Annotated in this window: 18 protein-coding genes; 14 read left to right on the plus strand and 4 right to left on the minus strand. The window is 44.2% G+C overall.

What is annotated here, in order from left to right; translation table 11 throughout:
- Positions 1–118: 118 nt before the first annotated feature.
- The 3 genes from HED67_RS01665 to gdhA all read right to left on the minus strand — a co-directional run bounded on the left by HED67_RS01665 (position 119) and on the right by gdhA (position 3421).
- Positions 119–643: a DUF4364 family protein gene (locus HED67_RS01665; RefSeq protein ID WP_178439400.1), complete on the minus strand. Its 525-nt coding sequence runs from the start codon at positions 641–643 to the stop codon at positions 119–121.
- A 17-nt stretch (positions 644–660) separates the two neighbouring features.
- Complete coding sequence (locus HED67_RS01670; RefSeq protein ID WP_260702768.1) at positions 661–1617, minus strand: TIGR01212 family radical SAM protein; 957 nt, start codon at positions 1615–1617, stop codon at positions 661–663.
- A 475-nt stretch (positions 1618–2092) separates the two neighbouring features.
- Positions 2093–3421 (minus strand): NADP-specific glutamate dehydrogenase, encoded by a 1329-nt coding sequence (gene gdhA, locus HED67_RS01675; RefSeq protein WP_015512711.1) that lies wholly within the window; start codon positions 3419–3421, stop codon positions 2093–2095.
- A gap of 626 nt (positions 3422–4047) precedes the next feature.
- Between gdhA and rho the strand changes: the two genes are divergently transcribed.
- From rho to HED67_RS01705, 6 genes are all read left to right on the plus strand, one after another.
- The gene (rho, locus tag HED67_RS01680) at positions 4048–5823 is read left to right on the plus strand and encodes a transcription termination factor Rho (RefSeq protein WP_221717333.1); all 1776 of its coding nucleotides are present in this window, start codon (positions 4048–4050) and stop codon (positions 5821–5823) included.
- A 233-nt stretch (positions 5824–6056) separates the two neighbouring features.
- Positions 6057–6263 (plus strand): 50S ribosomal protein L31, encoded by a 207-nt coding sequence (gene rpmE, locus HED67_RS01685; RefSeq protein WP_015512713.1) that lies wholly within the window; start codon positions 6057–6059, stop codon positions 6261–6263.
- Between the two features lie 189 nt (positions 6264–6452).
- Positions 6453–7421, plus strand: a complete 969-nt coding sequence (locus HED67_RS01690) for a DUF1385 domain-containing protein (RefSeq protein ID WP_221717334.1) — start codon at positions 6453–6455, stop codon at positions 7419–7421.
- Positions 7418–8287: a peptide chain release factor N(5)-glutamine methyltransferase gene (gene prmC / locus HED67_RS01695; RefSeq protein ID WP_221717335.1), complete on the plus strand. Its 870-nt coding sequence runs from the start codon at positions 7418–7420 to the stop codon at positions 8285–8287. The genes HED67_RS01690 and prmC overlap by 4 nt, the downstream gene beginning before the upstream one ends.
- Positions 8288–8289: 2 nt before the next feature.
- Positions 8290–9363, plus strand: coding sequence for a peptide chain release factor 1 (prfA, locus tag HED67_RS01700; protein WP_178439023.1), 1074 nt, complete (start codon positions 8290–8292; stop codon positions 9361–9363).
- 306 nt (positions 9364–9669) lie between these two features.
- Positions 9670–12273, plus strand: a complete 2604-nt coding sequence (locus tag HED67_RS01705) for a cation-translocating P-type ATPase (RefSeq protein ID WP_221717336.1) — start codon at positions 9670–9672, stop codon at positions 12271–12273.
- Here the strand turns inward: HED67_RS01705 and HED67_RS01710 are convergent.
- Positions 12264–13373 carry an MBL fold metallo-hydrolase gene (locus HED67_RS01710; RefSeq protein ID WP_221717337.1) on the minus strand — a complete coding sequence of 370 codons (1110 nt, stop codon included), beginning with the start codon at positions 13371–13373 and terminating at the stop codon, positions 12264–12266. The two genes, HED67_RS01705 and HED67_RS01710, sit on opposite strands and share 10 nt — an antisense overlap.
- A 233-nt stretch (positions 13374–13606) precedes the next feature.
- Between HED67_RS01710 and HED67_RS01715 the strand changes: the two genes are divergently transcribed.
- The 8 genes from HED67_RS01715 to HED67_RS01750 form a co-directional block, all read left to right on the plus strand.
- Entirely contained in the window at positions 13607–14275 is a 669-nt protein-coding gene (locus HED67_RS01715) for a YkgJ family cysteine cluster protein (RefSeq protein WP_221717338.1), read from the plus strand.
- A 141-nt stretch (positions 14276–14416) separates the two neighbouring features.
- Complete coding sequence (locus HED67_RS01720) at positions 14417–14683, plus strand: HPr family phosphocarrier protein (protein ID WP_015512720.1); 267 nt, start codon at positions 14417–14419, stop codon at positions 14681–14683.
- 153 nt (positions 14684–14836) lie between these two features.
- Positions 14837–15664 (plus strand): threonine/serine exporter family protein, encoded by an 828-nt coding sequence (locus tag HED67_RS01725; protein ID WP_178439009.1) that lies wholly within the window; start codon positions 14837–14839, stop codon positions 15662–15664.
- Positions 15661–16092: a threonine/serine exporter family protein gene (locus tag HED67_RS01730; protein WP_178439006.1), complete on the plus strand. Its 432-nt coding sequence runs from the start codon at positions 15661–15663 to the stop codon at positions 16090–16092. The genes HED67_RS01725 and HED67_RS01730 overlap by 4 nt, the downstream gene beginning before the upstream one ends.
- A 48-nt stretch (positions 16093–16140) precedes the next feature.
- Entirely contained in the window at positions 16141–16773 is a 633-nt protein-coding gene (locus tag HED67_RS01735; protein ID WP_178439003.1) for an endonuclease III domain-containing protein, read from the plus strand.
- A 100-nt stretch (positions 16774–16873) separates the two neighbouring features.
- On the plus strand, positions 16874–17698 hold the full coding sequence (locus tag HED67_RS01740; RefSeq protein WP_178439000.1) for an acetate and sugar kinases/Hsc70/actin family protein: 825 nt from the start codon (positions 16874–16876) through the stop codon (positions 17696–17698).
- A gap of 140 nt (positions 17699–17838) precedes the next feature.
- On the plus strand, positions 17839–18246 hold the full coding sequence (gene tnpA, locus HED67_RS01745) for an IS200/IS605 family transposase (protein WP_408639815.1): 408 nt from the start codon (positions 17839–17841) through the stop codon (positions 18244–18246).
- The coding region (locus tag HED67_RS01750) for an RNA-guided endonuclease TnpB family protein (protein ID WP_221717339.1) at positions 18243–19052 on the plus strand (810 nt) is incomplete at its 3' end. The genes tnpA and HED67_RS01750, both read left to right, overlap by 4 nt.

Raw genomic sequence — 19052 nt, forward strand, 5'->3', positions numbered from 1 at the left:
TTACATAAAAAGGCACTAACGCGCCTGTAATGCGCACTCGCGCAAAGATGTAGATTGTCGCAAGCGACCGCGCTCGGCGCGAGAATGTGCTTTGGCACATTCTTTTTAAAGTGGATGATTAATGTCGGATCATAAGTGTATGGATCAGGTAGTCATAGACATCACCATGTCGGTTGCGCCAATTATCACAGATGGCTGTCGCCTGATCTTCATCAGTGACGTTTAATGTGATGCCGACGAGAAGTTCCTTCTTATCGTGAATTTCGCAGCGGACAATATAGCAGTCCTTCTTATCTTCATAATAATCAGCGGTGACTTCATTCTCGCTTCTCAGGTGATACTTGTGCTCATTGAAAAACTGGTCGATCTCAGTCTTGATCTCCGCTGGAATCTTGTAGCCGAAGAATTCCAGTGTTTCTTCACCGGACTGGTTCATAGAATAGTAGGAGTTGTTGTGAATATGTTCCGTGCGGATCAGTTCAGTATCCGAAAGGTCATGAAGTGCCTGCTGAAGGGTGAAATAATTCGTATAGCCCTTGTCCAGGATAAATTCTGAAATTTGGGAATTTGTCAATGGAAAATCAACCTTATTCAGCATGTAAAGCACCATTAATTTGTAAAGCATAAGTGTATCCTGACTCATAAAACAAAAACTCCTTTCTATTGCAGATAACAGCGCCCCTGCCATGTATTGCGGATCTTCATACAATGATGAATATGATTAAGTACTTGCTTCTTATTGCGGCTCCAGTCGGGGGCGGCCAGTATATTCTTCGGTCCGTCGCCGGTAATGCGATGAATGACCATCTCAGGCGGCATCAGCTCAATACAGCGGATGAGGATATCGGTGTATTCATCCAGTGTGAGTGTTTGAAATGACTGTCCCAGATAGTCGGTATAAAGGTCAGTGCCTTTAAGAACATGAAGCAGCTGAAACTTGACGCCCTGTATAGGCTGATGAGCGATATAATCGGCGGTAGCCTGCATGTCGTCAGTAGTTTCTCCGGGAAGGCCAAGAATAACGTGGGTGATGACCTCAATGCCTCTTTCATGAAGCTCACAGACGGCTGTATCATAGACTGACAGTGGATAACCGCGCCGAATATAATCCGCTGTATGAGGATGAATGGTCTGAAGACCAAGCTCGATCCATACAGGCTTGATCTGATTCAGCTCAGATAAAAGATCAAGGACCTCAGGCGACAAACAGTCCGGACGGGTGGCAATGGAAAGAATAGCTACTTCCGGGCGGCGGATGGCTTCTGTATAAAGAGACCGAAGACGTTCAATATGGTCGTAAGTACCTGTAAATGCCTGAAAATAGGCGATATAACAAGGCATCGGGGATTCCTTGCTGCCAACCTCAAGCTTCCCGGAAAGCCGCTTCCCTGCAAGCAGCTGTTTGCCTTCTTCAATCTGTTCGGTAATAGAGAGCCGTCTGGATGCAGCAAAATCTCCGGAACCGCCGGCACTGCAGAAAATACAGCCTCGTGTATCAATGTGTCCGTCTCTGTTGGGACAGGTAAAGCCGCCGTCAAGGGCAATCTTATAAATCTTGTGCCCGTACCGGGCCTTCATCTCATAATCAAGAGAGTGGTAGCGTTTATCTGCCCACAAAACTGCATTCCTCCTGGTTTGTATAAATGGCACGAAACATAATAAGTGTCTGAGAATAACGGATGTTTCGCAATAGCTTGATACAAAAGTATGTTGAAGCATACTCAAAATACTATATCTATGATAGCATAGCTGACGGATTTATGCAAACAGATGTGTGTATGCAAACAGGAACAGAGCGAAGATAAAGTGAAGTCCTGACTCAAGGGTATATGGTTATTGATGTTGATTTCGTCAAAGAGATGTATGCCGGCATAATAGCATATCGTGTTTAATAACTATGAAAAAGTTCGGTCAAAAACTACAAAAGGGATTCCTGAGGATGTCATTCCGCACAGGTGCTTCAACGCTTACCGGTACTTAGGCAGTGTATTTTACTGCCTTATGTACCGCTGTTAGCGTTGGCAACGCGAGTGTGCCTGTGCGGAATAACTCCTCAGGAATCCCTCTATGGTCTAGGCCCGAACTTTAATTTTTAAACAATACCATGAGCAAGCATAGCATCAGCGACTTTCTTGAAGCCTGCGATGTTAGCACCTGCAACGTAGTTGTTTTCTACGCCGTATTCTTTAGCAGCGTTGTCGATGTTGTGGAAGATGTTGACCATGATGTCTTTGAGTTTAGCGTCAACTTCTTCGAATGTCCAGCTGTAACGCATGCTGTTCTGGCACATTTCAAGAGCGGATGTAGCAACACCGCCGGCATTGGAAGCCTTGCCAGGTACGAAGTAGATATGTTCCTGAAGATATTCTGTTGCATCAAGAGTAGTAGGCATGTTGGCACCTTCAGCAACAACCTTGCAGCCGTTTGCTACAAGCTGTTTAGCATCTTCAAGGAAGAGCTCGTTCTGAGTAGCACAAGGAAGAGCGATGTCAACAGGAATCTGCCATACGCCGCGGCCTTCGTGGTATTCAGACTGTGGTCTGTATTTCTTGTATTCTGTCAGACGTGCACGCTGTACTTCTTTGATCTCTTTCAGAGCAGCGACATCGATACCTTCCGGATCATATACCCAGCCTGTGGAGTCAGAGCATGTAACAACTTTAGCGCCCAGCTGCTGAGCCTTCTGAATAGCGTAAATAGCAACATTACCGGCACCTGATACAGCAACAGTCTTGCCTTCGATTGTGTCGCCTTTGCATTTTAATAATTCTTCTACAAGGTAGACAAGACCGTAACCTGTAGCTTCTGTACGAGCGAGGGAACCGCCGTATGTGAGGCCTTTACCTGTTAAGACACCTTCGGATACGTTGCGGATTCTCTTGTACTGACCATACATATAACCGATTTCACGGCCGCCTACACCGATATCACCGGCAGGAACATCAGTATCAGCTCCGATATGCTTGCAAAGCTCTGTCATAAAGCTCTGGCAGAAAGCCATAACTTCACGGTCAGATTTGCCTTTAGGATCGAAATCAGAACCGCCCTTGCCGCCGCCGATAGGAAGGCCTGTCAGGGAGTTCTTGAAAATCTGTTCAAAACCAAGGAATTTGATAATGCTTAAGTTAACGGATGGATGGAAACGGAGACCGCCCTTGTAAGGTCCGATGGCACTGTTGAACTGTACACGGAAACCTCTGTTGACCTGAACTTTGCCTTCGTCGTCAACCCATGGTACACGGAACATAATAATACGTTCTGGTTCAACGATTCTCTCAAGTAATGCTTCGTTCTGATACTTTGGATCGTTATCTACAACGAGACGAAGAGAATTCATAACTTCTGTCACTGCCTGGATAAACTCAGGTTCGTTAGGATTTTTTGCTTTTACTTTTTCGATAATTTCGTCACTGTAAGACATTCTGTTTCATCCTCCTTATATTGACCTGCCAACGGACAAAATCCGCAGCAAAGTATGTTCAGTGGAATTCATTCTTTCCATTGATGATTATAATATAGATTAAGTAATAATTCAATCTTTTTTCACTTTAATCTGTAAAAAAATAGGAATTTTGTTAAAGTTTTCCTTCATAAAAGAACTTCTTTGGTGATAAAGTGGATATAAAGCAGATGAAATTGCAGGAAACAAGCCAGAAACTTTCAAATTGTAAAAAATTGTAAATAATATAAAATGGTTTTTCGTGCATATTTTCGGTCTGCATCGGCAGTTAAATGGAAGAGGATTTTTGTTTATGATTCTGAAAAGAAAATAAAAAAGAAAACTTGGGCTTTTTATTTTTGCTGATTTCATATATAATGGTAAAAAAGAATTATTCAGTCTTTCTTAATTATTAAAAGTATCGTAAGATGCTTTGTTCTTATTTTGTTATATAGAAATTATAGAAGATTCAACGATTGATTACCCAATTTTAATATTTTTAGAGATATGAATATTTGTTAAAAACTGGAGTTCAGCTGTATCCATACAGTGCAGAATTTGGCTGTGTCGGATACAGTAAGAATTTGTCAGCAGATAAGGAGGCTTTTATGGCTGATCAGGAAAAAAAATTATCTGTCGCCCAGATGCGGGAGATTTTAAAAGCGAAGGGTGTGAAGAATACATCTGTGATGCGTAAAGCAGAATTGCAGGAACAGATGGCAGCCCTTGGTTTATTGGAGAATAAGGAAGAAAAGTCAGAGGAAGTACAGGAAAAACAGGACAATGTGACGTCTCAACCGGAAAATACCAATGCGGAAAGCAGAAAACCATATGTTTTTCGAAACAGGACACCGAGAGCAGAACGCCCGGAGCGCAATAACCGGCAGGAACGAAATGAACGCCAGAATCAGTCTGAGAGAAGTGAATATGCGGAACGTTCAGAAAAAGGTGAGCGTCAGGAGTATTATGAGCGCAGACGTCAGGACAGCACCGGGACGAACAATGGCGGTAATGGTTATAATAACAGAAGGAATACTTACAGCCAGAGAAGCGAAAGTAATCAGCGCGGCGAGAATAGTTACCAGAGAAGCGAAAATAATCAGCGCGGTGAGAATAATTATCAGAGAAGCGAGAATTATCAGCGCGGTGAGAATAATTATCAGAGAAGCGAGAATTATCAGCGTGCTGAGAATTACCAATACGGAGGAAATGGCCAGTCTGAGGAAGAAATGGAGATCCCGGGCTATGGCCAGTTAGACAGCGGTATGATGGCCAACGGTATCCTGGAAGTCATTCCGGAAGGCTTTGGCTTTATTCGATGTGAAAACTATATGCCGGGAACGAATGATGTGTATGTGTCACCGGCGCAGATCCGCAGATTCAATCTCAGGACCGGTGATATTGTCTGCGGCAATATCAAGGTAAAGACAGAGAAAGAGAAGTTTTCAGCACTTCTTTATATAAGATCGGTTAATGGCATGCCGCCTTATGAAGCACAGAAGCGCGGCAAATTCGAAGATATGACGCCGATTTTCCCGGATCACAGGATTAACCTTGAGACACCGAATGCACCGGTTTCCATGCGTATTATGAACCTGGTTTCACCCATCGGTCTTGGACAGCGAGGAATGATCGTATCGCCGCCGAAGACAGGTAAGACAACCCTTTTAAAGCAGGTAGCTAAGGCAATCAATACGAATTATCCGGATATGCAGATGATCATTCTTCTTATTGATGAACGTCCGGAGGAAGTGACGGATATCAAAGAGTATATTGAAGGCAGGAATGTGGATGTGATCTATTCTACATTTGATGAGACACCGGAGCATCATAAACGTGTTTCAGAGATGGTTTTAGAGCGGGCGAAACGTTTAGTTGAACATAAGAAGAATGTTGTGATCCTGCTGGACAGTATTACACGTCTGGCCAGGGCTTATAACCTGACAGTGCCGCCAAGCGGCCGTACTCTTTCCGGCGGTCTGGATCCGGCTGCACTGCATATGCCGAAGAAATTCTTCGGTGCTGCAAGAAATATGCGTGAGGGCGGCAGTCTTACAGTCCTTGCTACAGCCCTTGTGGAGACAGGCAGCAAGATGGATGATGTTGTCTTTGAAGAATTCAAAGGAACAGGCAACATGGAACTTGTTCTGGATAGAAAGCTTTCCGAGAAACGTATCTTTCCGGCGATTAATATTCCTCGTTCAGGAACCAGAAGAGAAGAACTTTTGCTGGACAAAGAAGAACTGGAAGCTATGTATATCATGAGAAAGGCATTAAATAGTATGAAGTCGGAGGAAGCACTGGAACAGATCCTTGATATGTTTACTCATACAAAGGACAATGCGGAATTTGTCAATATGATCCGGCATACGAAAATGTGGTAAAGCTGGAAAGCCTGCATCAATGATAAAACGAGAGACATGTCTTTTGGCTGCAAATTATTTTGTAAAATATCATTTGCAAAATGTAAAAATATACTTGCATACTGTGAAAAAATGTGATAGAATTAAAAAGCTGTTTTATAATGACAGATATGGGCAGAGAAGCCCGATTTGAGATAACTCAAGTGATTATTCCTGGTTGGCAATCAGGAAAGAATATTAGTGAGGTGAATAAGATGAGAGAAGGAATCCATCCTAAGTATTATCAGGCAAAGGTAACATGCAACTGTGGTAACGAATTCGTAACAGGTTCCACAAAACCTGAAATCCACGTAGAAATCTGTTCTAAGTGTCATTCATTCTACACAGGCCAGCAGAAAGCTGCTTCTGCTCGCGGACGTATTGATAAGTTCAATCGTAAGTATGGCATCAAACAGGCATAATTAGACGATAGACGGGGCTGCCGCATCATTTCGACAGATCCTCTGCCATCCGGATTGTCCATATCGTGGAGATCGGTGCAGAGATCAGCAGATGCGACAGCCCTGTTTTTTCATACGGAAAATACCTATTTTCCGTGGTAGCGGATGAAGCACGTAAGGAATGTTTCATTCCGCCCGTAGGAGGAGTATATGCGATATGCGACTATCGGCGGACAGGCCGTCATTGAAGGGGTCATGATGCGTAACGGCAATGACTATGCAGTGGCAGTCAGAAAGCCGGATCAGACAATAGAAGTCAAGAAGGATCAGTTTATCGGTCTCAATGCAAAGTGGCACATGAAGAAAGTGCCTATTATCAGAGGTGTACTGGCATTTATTGATTCACTGGTGCTGGGTATGTCCACGCTGACCTATTCAGCCAGCTTTTATGAGGATGAAGAGGAAACAGAGAAAGAGAAGGATAAGGATAAGGATGGCAAGTCCGATGCCGTATTTATGGGATTGACAGTGGCTTTATCCGTTGTGATCGCTGTTGTTTTATTCATGCTGACACCGTTTTTTATTTCATCTTTGTTTGGTAAGGTGATCAAGAGTCCAATGACACTGGCAGTGATCGAAGGCCTGATCCGAATTGCGATTTTCTTTATTTATATTGTAGCTATTTCACAGATGAAAGATATACAGAGAGTTTTTATGTACCATGGTGCGGAACATAAGACCATTAACTGTATTGAGCATGGCGCTGAACTGACGCCGGAGAATGCGGCGAAGTATTCAAGACTGCATAAGAGATGCGGAACAAGTTTTCTGCTGATTGTTATGGTGGTCAGTATCATCTGTTTTATGTTTATCCGTGTGGATAACATGGCGCTGAAGATTGTGCTCCGCGTTATTCTTGTTCCGGTGATTGCAGGCGTTTCCTATGAGGTCATTCAGTGGGCAGGCAGAAGCGAGTCCTGTCTGGTAAACATTGTCAGCAAGCCGGGATTGATGCTGCAGAAGCTGACCACCCGTGAACCGGATCTGGAGATGCTGGAAGTTGCTATTGCTTCTATTGAAGCGATTTATGACTGGAGACAGTTCCAGGCCGAGAATGCAGCGGCTGATGCTTCGAGACAGCCAGGGACGGGATCGAAAGCAGGAGTGAGCCAGCCATGATGCAGTGGAGTTATGATACCCTTTTGAAATGGGGAACCGATGAACTGACAGCACACAGTGTGGATAATGCATCCGTGGATGCATGGTATCTGCTGGAACATATTTATGGTATCAGCCGTGTGGATTTTCTCATAAGAAGAAATGATCCTTTTGATGAAGTACAGATGAAGCAAAGTGCTGATTATCAGGCTCTGATCCGTCGGAGAAGCGAAGGCTATCCGGTGCAGTATCTGACGGGAAGCACAGAATTCATGGGACTGCCGTTTTTTGTCAATGAGAGCGTATTGATCCCCAGACAGGATACAGAAGTATTGGTGGAGACAGCTTTGGCCATGATGAAGCCGGAGTGCAGACTGTTAGATATGTGTACCGGTTCGGGATGCATTCTTTTAAGTCTTGCAAAGCTGGGAACGGTGGCAGAAGGAATCGGTGTGGATATTTCAGAAGGTGCATTGAAGGTGGCTGAGAGAAACAGAGAGAATCTGGGATTGCCTCAGGTGAGACTTGTGCACAGTAATCTCTTTGAATCCGTTGAAGGCGTTTTTGATATGATTGTTTCTAATCCGCCTTATATTCCCACAGAGGATATTGAAGATCTCATGCGTGAGGTCAGAGATCATGAACCCCATCTGGCATTGGATGGCAGTAAAGATGGACTCCTTTTTTATAGAAAACTGGCAGAGGAATCGGGACGGTATCTTGTACCCGGCGGTTCACTGCTTTTTGAAATCGGTTATGATCAGGGAGGAGCTGTTTCACAGCTTCTTGATCAGGCAGGATTTAAAGATATACACGTGAAGAAAGATCTGGCAGGTCTGGACAGAGTTGTTTATGCAGTGAAAGCTGCAGAAGATGGAGGTAAATAATAATGTTTGATAGATTAGATGATATTTTAATCCGATATCAGCAGATCATGGAAGAGTTAAATGATCCGGACGTTGTCAATGATCAGAAGCATTTCCGTAAGCTGATGAAAGAGCAGAGTGATCTGCAGCCCCTTGTAGAAAAGTATACAGAATATAAGAATACAAAGCAGACAATTGATGACAGTCTTGAGATGCTTGAAGCTGAAGATGATGAAGAGATGAAGGAAATGCTCAAGGAAGAGCTTTCAGAAGCAAAGTCCAATATCACAAAGATCGAGCAGGAGCTGAAGGTCCTTCTGATCCCTAAGGATCCGATGGATGAGAAGAACGTTATCGTGGAGATCAGAGCCGGCGCAGGCGGTGACGAGGCAGCCCTTTTTGCTGCTGAGCTTTTCCGTATGTATTCCAAATATGCCGAATCCAAGCGCTGGAAGATTGAGATGATGGATGTCAGTGAGAATGGTATCGGCGGTTTCAAGGAGTGTGTTTTCATGGTCAGCGGCGATCATGTCTATTCACGTATGAAGTTTGAATCCGGTGTGCATCGTGTACAGCGAGTGCCTGAAACAGAGTCCGGCGGCCGTATCCATACATCTACTGTAACAGTTGCCATCATGCCGGAAGCTGAGGAAGTGGATGTTGAGATTGATATGAACGATGTACGTATTGATGTTATGCGTGCCTCCGGTAACGGCGGTCAGTGTGTCAATACAACAGACTCTGCGGTACGTCTGACCCATAATCCGACTGGTATCGTTATCTACAGCCAGACAGAGAAGTCACAGCTGCAGAACAAAGAGAAAGCTTTCCGCTTACTGCGTTCCAAGCTTCTCGAGATCGAGATCGAGAAGAAGCATGCAGAAGAAGCTGCTCTTCGTAAGAATCAGGTAGGTACAGGTGACAGATCCGAGAAGATCAGAACATACAACTTCCCACAGGGACGCTGTACAGAGCATCGTATCAAACTGACATTATACAGACTGGGCGATATTATGAATGGTGACCTGGATGAGATCATTGACAGTCTGATCGCAGCAGACCAGGCTGCAAAACTGGCCAATATGGAAGAAGAATAAGGGTTGACAGCAGATACAAAATGCGTTAAACTGTTAGAAACTTAGATAAATTACAACTGAATATTGATGGCATTGTGTCATCAAAGGGGAGTAGTTTTAATATATTATCAACAATCGCGGCTGTTTGCAAATTTGCAGAGCAGTCTGGTAATATATACCATGACGGGTACGAGACTTTTGATGTATGACGACAGATAGCTTCTGTTATCATACATTGAAAGTCTTTTTCTTTTATATGGATCTAAGTGTATGAAAATCAAAAATAAGGGAAGTTTGAAAGCAGGAAGTCTGAAAGGAGGAAGCAGGATGAAAGAATGGTATCAGATGAATGAGGAAGAAGTCCTGAAAATGCTGGATGCCGACAAAAATGGCCTGAGCAGTGAGCGGGCGGAAGAACTGCTGAAAATGAATGGGGAGAATGTTCTTCAGGAATCAAAGAAGAAAAGTGCGCTGAGAGTGTTTGCGGAGCAGTTTGCTGATCTTCTGGTTATTATTCTTATTATTGCCGCCATTATTTCTATGGTTTCAGGCAATGTGGAAAGTACGATTGTTATATTTGCGGTTATTACGATGAATGCGATTCTTGGTACGGTGCAGCATGAAAAAGCGGAGAAATCGCTTGCAAGTCTGAAAACTTTATCGGCACCAACAGCCAAGGTGCTCAGAGGAGGAGTCAAAGGTGAGATCCCTTCTGCTCAGATTGTTAAAGGTGATATTTTGCTTCTTGAGGCGGGGGATCTGGTGACAGCGGACGGCAGAATCCTTGAGAGCTATTCTCTTCAGGTGAATGAGAGTTCGCTGACTGGGGAATCTACCAATGTTGAAAAGAAAGCAGTTGTTCTTGAGGGAGAACAGGCACTGGGAGATCGTATCAACATGGTCTATTCAGGAAGTCTTGTAACTGGAGGCCGTGCCGTTGTACTGGTGACGGCTACAGGTATGGAGACAGAGATCGGCAAGATCGCGGCACTTATGAATGCCACCAAGGAGAAGAAAACACCGTTGCAGGTGAGTCTTGATAAATTTGGCAGCCAGCTGGCTATTGTTATTATGATTATCAGTGCAGTTGTGTTTGCTTTAAGTCTGTACAGAAGGATGCCGGTGCTGAATGCATTGATGTTTGCAGTGGCTTTGGCGGTGGCTGCCATTCCTGAGGCTTTGAGTTCCATTGTCACCATCGTACAGGCCATGGGAACACAGAAGATGGCCAAAGAACATGCCATTATCAAAGATCTGAAAGCGGTGGAAAGTCTTGGATGTGTATCAGTTATCTGTTCAGATAAAACCGGAACACTGACCCAGAATAAGATGACGGTTCAGCAGGTTTATATTAATCATCAGACAATGGGAGCTGATGCACTGGACCTGAAGCAGCAGTCTCATCGGTATCTGCTCTACGATGCGATTCTGACTAATGATTCTGCTATTGTGGAAGGCCAGAGTATCGGTGATCCGACGGAAGTGGCACTTCTGGAAATGGGAAGAAAAGCGGACATCAAAGAGGATATTCTGAAAGAGATGATGCCTCGTATGGAAGAGATACCATTTGATTCAGACAGAAAACTCATGAGCACAAAGTATCGCCTGCATGGTGTGCCGACCATTCTGGTTAAGGGCGCCTTGGATATTCTGCTGAAGCGAACGGACAGAATCCGTATCGGGGATGAAGTCCGTCCAATTACTGAGCAGGATGTAAAGGAGATATTAGATAAAAATCAGGCTTTTTCGGAACAGGGTCTGAGAGTCCTGGCATTTGCCTATAAGGAGGCACAAGCCGACCAGCAGCTGACATTGGATGAGGAGGATCATCTGATTTTCATAGGTCTGGTATCTATGATTGATCCGCCGAGAGAAGAGTCAAAGGAAGCAGTGGCCGAAGCAAAGAGGGCAGGCATCCGTCCGGTGATGATCACCGGTGATCACAAGATCACAGCCACAGCCATTGCAGAGCAGATTGGTATATTCAGTGAAGGGGATATGGCTGTAACCGGTCAGGAGCTGGATGCCATGAGTGAAGAAGAACTGGATGATAAGATCGGCAAAATATCGGTTTATGCCCGTGTTTCACCTGAGAACAAAATCCGTATCGTGGATGCATGGCAGCGCAAAGGTGCAGTGACAGCCATGACCGGTGATGGTGTCAATGATGCCCCGGCTCTGAAAAAGGCAGATATCGGTGTGGCGATGGGTATTACAGGTACTGAAGTATCCAAGGATGCCGCATCCATGATCCTGACAGATGATAATTTTGCCACCATCATCAAAGCCGTTGCCAATGGGCGAAATGTCTACCGCAATATTAAAAATGCGGTTCAGTTCCTGTTATCAGGCAATATGGCCGGAATCATGGCGGTATTGTATACATCCCTTGCGGCACTTCCGGTGCCATTTCAGCCGGTGCATCTGCTGTTTATCAATCTGCTGACGGATTCCCTGCCGGCCATTGCCATTGGTATGGAAAAGGCAGAAAAAGATCTGCTTTCAGAGCCGCCACGGGATCCGAAACAGGGAATACTGACAAAGGAGCTGATGACAGCCCTTTTCGTACAGGGCGGTCTGATTGCAGTCTGTACCATGATCGCTTTCCATATCGGTTTATCTACAGACAGTGCCACAGCTAGTTCTATGGCATTTGCTACGCTGACTCTGGCAAGACTGTTCCACGGATTCAACTGCAGAAGCAGACATTCGATTTTCAAAATCGGTCTGACATCCAATATTAACAGCATCGGTGCTTTCTTTGGCGGTGTGCTGCTGTTGGCACTGGTTATCTTTGTACCTGTGATGCGCACGCTTTTCTCAGTGTCACTTTTGAACGGTTACCAGATTGGAATGATTGCGATGCTGGCCTTTATACCGACCGTTATCATTCAGCTGTATAAAGTGATGAAAGAACATGTTCATGCATAATGCGTAACGTGTTCACAAAAATCGTCATCAGAAAAACGCTGTGAATAAAAGAACAGATTAGAAGAATGGCAGAGAGCCCGATAACGGTTTTCTGCCGTTTCTTTTGCCGGGGTATTTTGAATAGTTGGCATGTTCAGAGACAATGGTCTGGTGCTGCTTATGGCGCCTCTGTCTGAGAGCCATTTGATGTGCGCCAGTGTTTCACCCATGGCAAACCATTTCTGATTCGGTGAAAAATCCTCCCATGCACGGCCTCTGGCAGACCAGCTGATCCGGCCGGCAGTTTCGTAGGCAGTACAGTCGGGATGCTGGTCAATGGCGTCCAGGATTTCTTTTAAACGCGCATGATGGTGAAGGGTCAGGGCATGGATGCGATCTTGAATATCTCCGTGAAACTCTCTGTGTCCCGGAAATGTATGGGAAACCTTCAGGCATTTTATTTTCTGCAGGCTTTCCAGATAATCAGCCAGAGAAAAAGGAACATTTCGCCATACAGAGATATTCGGTGTGATATCAAAAAGGATATGGTCACCGGAGAATAAAATTTCTTTTTCTTCTATATAAAGGCAGGTATGCCCCGGTGTGTGCCCCGGTGTATGGATACATCGGAGAGAAGCATCTCCCAGGGTGAGCACATCATTGTCCTGAACAGTTGTTGCAGGGAATGGATGCTGCGGAGAATAAAGACGGGCATGATTGCCCTTTTTCTGTTTCTCAATTTCTTCTATTGAAAAGCCTTCGCTGAGAAAAATCTGTTCCATGGCCTGCCATCCGCCGGAGGCAAGCTCCTGACAGAGATAATTATAATCAATGGCATTCATGAAAACAGGAACGCCTCTGACCGTCAGTTCTTCTGTGAGGCCGCTGTGATCTCCGTGAAGATGGGTGAGAAAAAGCTTTGTATGGGCAAAATCCACTTGCAGCTCATCAAGTCCGTCAAAAAGTGCCTGCTTACATTCCGGGCGGTTAAAGCCGGTGTCAATGATCAATGTTTCGCCGTTGGAAACAAGAACATAACAGTTGAGATATTTCAATGGGTTGTCAGGGAGCGGGACATAAATCCTGTAAATATCCGGGGTGTGATAAAGTTGTTCGACCATAAGTAACCTCCTTTTTTGATATACGCGTTGTGTGATTATGTGAAATACAGGTATTGGAATTGCCGCAATAGAGGCAGCGTCAATATAACCTGCAGCTGCGATTGGTTGTTGAGTTCAGAATTATAAGAATTATATCATGGATTCAATGGAAAAAATAATTGATTTTTCAAATAAAAAGTCGAAAAATATGATACAATGTTTATTAAACATTAAGCAGATACGAGGTATTGAGTATGGAAAGAAATATAGATTTAAATGAGATTTCAGATGGCCGTTTCTATACAGCCAATGATATGGTCAGGGCAGATTGCCAGGGATGTGAAGGATGTTCTGTCTGTTGTCACGGAATGGGAAAGTCCATTCTATTGGATCCATTAGATGTCCATAGGATATGTACTTATTTTCGTATTCCGTTTGAAGCGCTGTTGGCGGACCATGTAGAGTTAAATGTTGTGGACGGAATGATCCTGCCGAATCTCAAGATGGTAGGTGAAGATGAACACTGTATTTTCCTGAACCGGGAGGACAGATGTGGTATCCATAAAATCAGACCGGGGTTCTGCCGTCTGTTCCCTTTGGGAAGACTGTATGAGGACAGAAGCTTCAAATACATTCTTCAGACAAAGGAATGTGTGAAAACGGACCGTCAGAAGATCAAAGTCAGAAAATGGCTGGATATACCGGAATTAGATCAGTATGAGAAGTTTGTCAATGACTGGCACTATTTTCTGAAGGATGTAGCTGCATCACTGAAGAAAGAAAACGCCAGTGACGGCACCATCAAGCAAATTAATATTTATGTTCTCAAAGAATTTTACATGCGCGGTTTTGGTGAAGAAGTCAGTTTTTATGCCCAATTTGAGCAAAGATTGAAGGAAGTCAAGGCAGTTTTACTGAAATAGGAAGTAACATTGTGCATATTTATCAAAATGAAATAAAATCCTTTCAAAAATTGGTTCTATTCTTGTATTGAAAGGATTTTGTTTTTTTGTTAAAATATAGACGAATTTGAGGATTAAACAATACAAAGGAGAGAGACGAGCATGAAACAATTCTCGGTAGCAGTGAATAAGATTGAAGATGGCATTCTGCATGTCCGTTCAGCAGGACTGATTATGAAAGAGGCATCACAGTTTGCTTCAGATGTTAAAGTGACAAAGGATGAGAAGACAGTCAATGGCAAGGATATTCTGGAATGGATGGGATTAAAGCTTGCAGTTGGTGATGTCATCACCGTTAATATTGAGGGACCGGACGAAGAAGCTGCGGCCGACAGCTTTGAAGTATTCCTGAACCGCCAGTTTTCATAATTTCATCAACAAAATGCCAGCAGTTCATTATGAGCTGCTTTTTTTGTTGCACAGGAGCGTGCGGCGCATTCTTTTTTGTACTTTAGTGCACTGTTTTTATATGTTATAATAGCATGAGCAGATGTAGATTGCAGGTAAATGGAGGGCGTCATCATGAGCACATCCGGTCAGAAGAGAATAGAATCAACAATAGATACAGCCATTGATTGTGACGAAGATGAAGTGATGGAACTGGCGATGCAGGCAGGCGAACTGCTGCTGGAGAATGGTGCAGAGATTTTCAGGGTGGAAGAAACCATGGATCGCATCTGCAGACATTACGGTGTTGAATCGGCCAGTCAGTTTATTTTGATGAATTATATACTGGCAACAGCTGGTGAAGGGCATGGGCACGTGTTTGCAAAGGTACGGCACATACCGGTGAATGGTTCTCATCTGGATAAAGTGGCAGCGGTGAATCAGCTTTCAAGAGAGATCGCGGAAGGAAAATATACAGTTTCAGAAGCTTATCAGGCATTGGAGACGATTCGTCGGATGCCGGACAAGAGAAAAAGCGTGCTGATTCTGGCTTCAGGTGTGGCAAGCGGGGCTTTCTGCTGCCTTTTCGGTGGCAATCTGATGGATTGTCTGGCGGCAGCCATTGCAGGATTTCTGATCTATGTCTATATTCTTTATATCAGCGGCCCGCATTTGTCAAAGATTGTGGGTAATGTGGGCGGCGGCGCTTTTGTGACACTGGTCTGCAATCTTTTGTATATGGCAGGGATTGGCGATCATCTGAACCTTATGATCATTGGTTCTATGATGCCTTTGGTTCCGGGAGTTGCTTTTACCATTGCGATCCGGGATGCAGCAGATGGGGATTATATTTCGGGTACTGTGCGGATGATTGATGCACTGCTTGTCTTTATCTGCATCGCTATTGGTGTCGGTATGGGAATTGCAGTGTTGAATCCGCTGACAGGAGGTGCTGCCTTATGATGATACAGATTATAGCGGCCGTTATAGCCACGGTGGGATTTTCGGTTTTGTTTGGTGTACCATCGAAGTACTATCCTTATTGCGGTGTCATCGGCGGAGCAGGATGGCTTGTCTACCTGATCGCACTGGAACATTTCAGTACGGCAGGGGCCTCTCTGGCGGCAACAATGGTGGTGATTTTTTTGTCCAGACTGGCAGCAGTGCGGAAGAAATGTCCGGTGACCATTTTCCTGATCGCCGGGATATTTCCACTGGTACCGGGCGCCGGTGTGTATTGGACAGCCTACTACATTGTGACAGACCAGCTGCGGCTGGCGGCCGAGACAGGCTATACGGCAGTGAAGGTGGCGGTGGCTATCGTGCTGGGGATTGTGTTTATATTTGAACTGCCGCAGGGGTTATTTGTCAGGCTGGCAGGAAATAAGTAAGAATAAAACTAGTACATCGTTTTCGAAATAAATTTTGGAGGGTTTGAAATGACGAAAGAAGAATTAACGCTGGAAGTGATCCGGCGTTTGAAAAGTGCCTATCCATTGGCTGAGTGTACGTTAGATTATGACCAGGCATGGAAGCTGCTGGTCAGTGTACGTCTGGCAGCCCAGTGTACCGATGCCAGAGTGAATGTGGTTGTAGAAGGATTATATAAGAAATATCCGGATGTGGCCTCTTTGGCGGCTGCAGATGTGGCAGATATAGAAGAAATTGTCCGTCCATGCGGACTTGGAAAGAGCAAGGCCAGGGATATCAGTGCCTGCATGAAGATACTTCACGAACAGTATCATGATAAGGTACCGGATGATTTCAATGCACTGCTGAAACTGCCCGGGGTCGGACGAAAGAGTGCGAATCTGATCATGGGGGATGTCTTCGGCAAACCGGCCATCGTGACAGATACACATTGTATCCGTCTGGTCAACAGGATTGGTATCGTGGACGGCATCAAAGATCCGAAAAAGGTGGAGATGGCTTTGTGGAAACTGGTGCCGCCGGAGGAGGGCAGCGACTTCTGCCATCGTCTGGTAGAGCATGGCCGGGAAGTATGTACAGCCAGAACGAAGCCATATTGTGATAAATGTTGTCTGGCGGATATTTGTGCTCAGAATATATAATAGGGCGGCATCAAGAAAAGTAAAGCGTGAAGGCTCCGGCCGTAAGGGAAAATGGATAGTATTATGACAGAAAATTGTATATAAGTGGAGATAATAAAAGATGGGGATTGTATTAGGTATAGATATAGGAAGTTCTGCAACAAAGATTGTTGCCATGGATGAAAGTAAAATAATTTTAAATTCGCTGAAGGTTTCAGCCTCTGACCCGGTGACAGCTATGTACGGTGCCATCGGCAAATTACTCTGTGAGGAGAGAATGCAGATTGCAGATGTGGAGGCAGTGATGCTCACCGGCATGGGGGCCAGTTATGTGGAAGGGGATGTCTATGGCCTTCCAACAACGAAAGTGACGGAATTTGATGCGCTGGGAACAGGCGGCCTCTATCTGACCGGGCTTGAAGAAACGGTTGTGGGCAGCATCGGCACAGGTACTGTTTTTGTTTATGCAGGCCCTGAGGGGATTTGGCATATCGGCGGCAGTGCTGTGGGCGGCGGTACACTGGTGGGCCTTTCCTCAAGGCTTTTCGGTATCCGTGATGTGGAAGTGATTGCGGATATGGCAGAACAGGGCAATCTGAAGAATGTGGACTGGGGCATTGCAGAACTGAGCAGAGACCAGATGGAGACATTGCCGGACTATGCCACGTCTTCCAATCTGGGTAAGATGAAGAGTACAGCCACAGATGAGGATGTGGCACTGGGGCTGATGAATATGATTTTCCAGACAGCAGGAACACTGGCTGTATTTGCCTGCCGCAATGTAAATCTGAAAAGAGCAGTCATCGGCGGTTCCACAGCTACGCTGAATCAGGCCAGAATTATGTTGGGACAGGTTGGAGAACTATATGATATCAACTTTATCATTCCGAAAGAAGCAGCTTTTATGACTGCAATTGGTGCAGCACTTTTGTTTCAGGCAAAATAGTATTTAACAAAAGTTAGCAAGAATTCTCCTTCCTCTACAGGTGGGAGATGAATTACAGAAAAAAGAAAATAGAACACTTGTTCCGCGGTGCGAAGTGTGGTATACTATAATCAGTCGAAAGGATAGAAAGGACTGATTATATGGACAATATGGATCATAATGTACATTCAGTATATTTGATGTATTATCATCTGATCATGGTTGTAAAATACCGAAGAAAAGTAATAGATGATCCGATTTCGGAACGTGCAAAAGAGATCTGGGAACGTATTGCACCTGATTATGGAATCACACTGGAAGAATGGAATCATGATGTTGATCATGTGCATGTTATGTTTCGGGCACAGCCAAAATCAGAACTCAGTAAATTTATCAATGCGTATAAAAGTGCAAGCAGTCGTTTGTTAAAAAAGGAATATCCACAGATCAGGGAAAGACTTTGGAAGGAAGCATTCTGGAGTCAAAGTTTCTGCCTGTTGACAGCGGGTGGTGCACCGATTGATGTTATCCGTCGTTATATCGAGACGCAGGGAGAGAAAAAAAGATGAATATAGCTTACCGTTTTCGTATATATCCAAACAGAGAACAGGAAGTCCTGTTCGCCAAAACATTTGGCTGCTGTCGTTTTTTATATAATCAGATGTTGAATGATAAGATACGGGAATATGAAGCAACGAAAAAAATGCTGCGAAATACACCGGCGATGTATAAAAAAACATATCCATTTTTGAAAGAAGTGGATTCCCTGGCACTTGCAAATGTGCAGATGCATCTGGAAAAGGCATATAAGAATTTTTTCAGGAATCCAAAGACTGGCTTTCCAAAATTCAAATCAAAACACAGGAGCCGAAAAAGCTATACGACAAATGTGGTCAATGGAAATATTCAGGTAGAAGATCATCGGATAAAACTACCGAAGTTGAAATGGATCCGTATGAAAAAACATCGTGATATTCCAGAAAAATATTGCCTGAAATCTGTAACAATAAGTATGGAACCATCCGGAAAGTATTATGCAAGTCTATTATATGAAAAATCTGACTGTGAAAACCAAGCAGAAGAATTTGATTATGAAGACGCAAAGATACTGGGAATTGATTATGCAATGCATGGAATGGCTGTGTTTTCTGAAGATATACAGAAGGAAAATGAAGGATACTTCAGAAAAAGTGAGGAGCGGCTGGCAAGGGAACAAAGAAAGTTATCCCATTGCGTGAAAGGAAGCAATAATTATTACCGACAGAAAAAACGTGTTGCATTATGTCACGAAAAAATCCGAAACCAGAGGAAAGATTTCTTACATAAGCTGAGTTATGAAATGGCAGAGGCATATGATGTTGTTGCAGTTGTACTA

It is taken from the genome of Pseudocoprococcus catus, assembly GCF_019734885.1.
Lineage (GTDB): Bacteria > Bacillota > Clostridia > Lachnospirales > Lachnospiraceae > Coprococcus_A > Coprococcus_A catus.

Excerpts from the sequence above, each read along its gene's own strand:
- prmC (WP_221717335.1), top strand. The coding sequence starts at position 7,418 with ATGATGCAGTGGAGTTATGATACCCTTTTGAAATGGGGAACCGATGAA.
- HED67_RS01725 (WP_178439009.1), top strand. The coding sequence starts at position 14,837 with ATGAGCACATCCGGTCAGAAGAGAATAGAATCAACAATAGATACAGCC.
- HED67_RS01710 (WP_221717337.1), bottom strand. The coding sequence starts at position 13,373 with ATGGTCGAACAACTTTATCACACCCCGGATATTTACAGGATTTATGTC.
- HED67_RS01705 (WP_221717336.1), top strand. The coding sequence starts at position 9,670 with ATGAAAGAATGGTATCAGATGAATGAGGAAGAAGTCCTGAAAATGCTG.
- HED67_RS01690 (WP_221717334.1), top strand. The coding sequence starts at position 6,453 with ATGCGATATGCGACTATCGGCGGACAGGCCGTCATTGAAGGGGTCATG.
- gdhA (WP_015512711.1), bottom strand. The coding sequence starts at position 3,421 with ATGTCTTACAGTGACGAAATTATCGAAAAAGTAAAAGCAAAAAATCCT.
- HED67_RS01735 (WP_178439003.1), top strand. The coding sequence starts at position 16,141 with ATGACGAAAGAAGAATTAACGCTGGAAGTGATCCGGCGTTTGAAAAGT.
- HED67_RS01715 (WP_221717338.1), top strand. The coding sequence starts at position 13,607 with ATGGAAAGAAATATAGATTTAAATGAGATTTCAGATGGCCGTTTCTAT.
- rpmE (WP_015512713.1), top strand. The coding sequence starts at position 6,057 with ATGAGAGAAGGAATCCATCCTAAGTATTATCAGGCAAAGGTAACATGC.
- tnpA (WP_408639815.1), top strand. The coding sequence starts at position 17,839 with ATGGACAATATGGATCATAATGTACATTCAGTATATTTGATGTATTAT.
- rho (WP_221717333.1), top strand. The coding sequence starts at position 4,048 with ATGGCTGATCAGGAAAAAAAATTATCTGTCGCCCAGATGCGGGAGATT.
- HED67_RS01740 (WP_178439000.1), top strand. The coding sequence starts at position 16,874 with ATGGGGATTGTATTAGGTATAGATATAGGAAGTTCTGCAACAAAGATT.
- HED67_RS01665 (WP_178439400.1), bottom strand. The coding sequence starts at position 643 with ATGAGTCAGGATACACTTATGCTTTACAAATTAATGGTGCTTTACATG.
- prfA (WP_178439023.1), top strand. The coding sequence starts at position 8,290 with ATGTTTGATAGATTAGATGATATTTTAATCCGATATCAGCAGATCATG.
- HED67_RS01720 (WP_015512720.1), top strand. The coding sequence starts at position 14,417 with ATGAAACAATTCTCGGTAGCAGTGAATAAGATTGAAGATGGCATTCTG.
- HED67_RS01730 (WP_178439006.1), top strand. The coding sequence starts at position 15,661 with ATGATGATACAGATTATAGCGGCCGTTATAGCCACGGTGGGATTTTCG.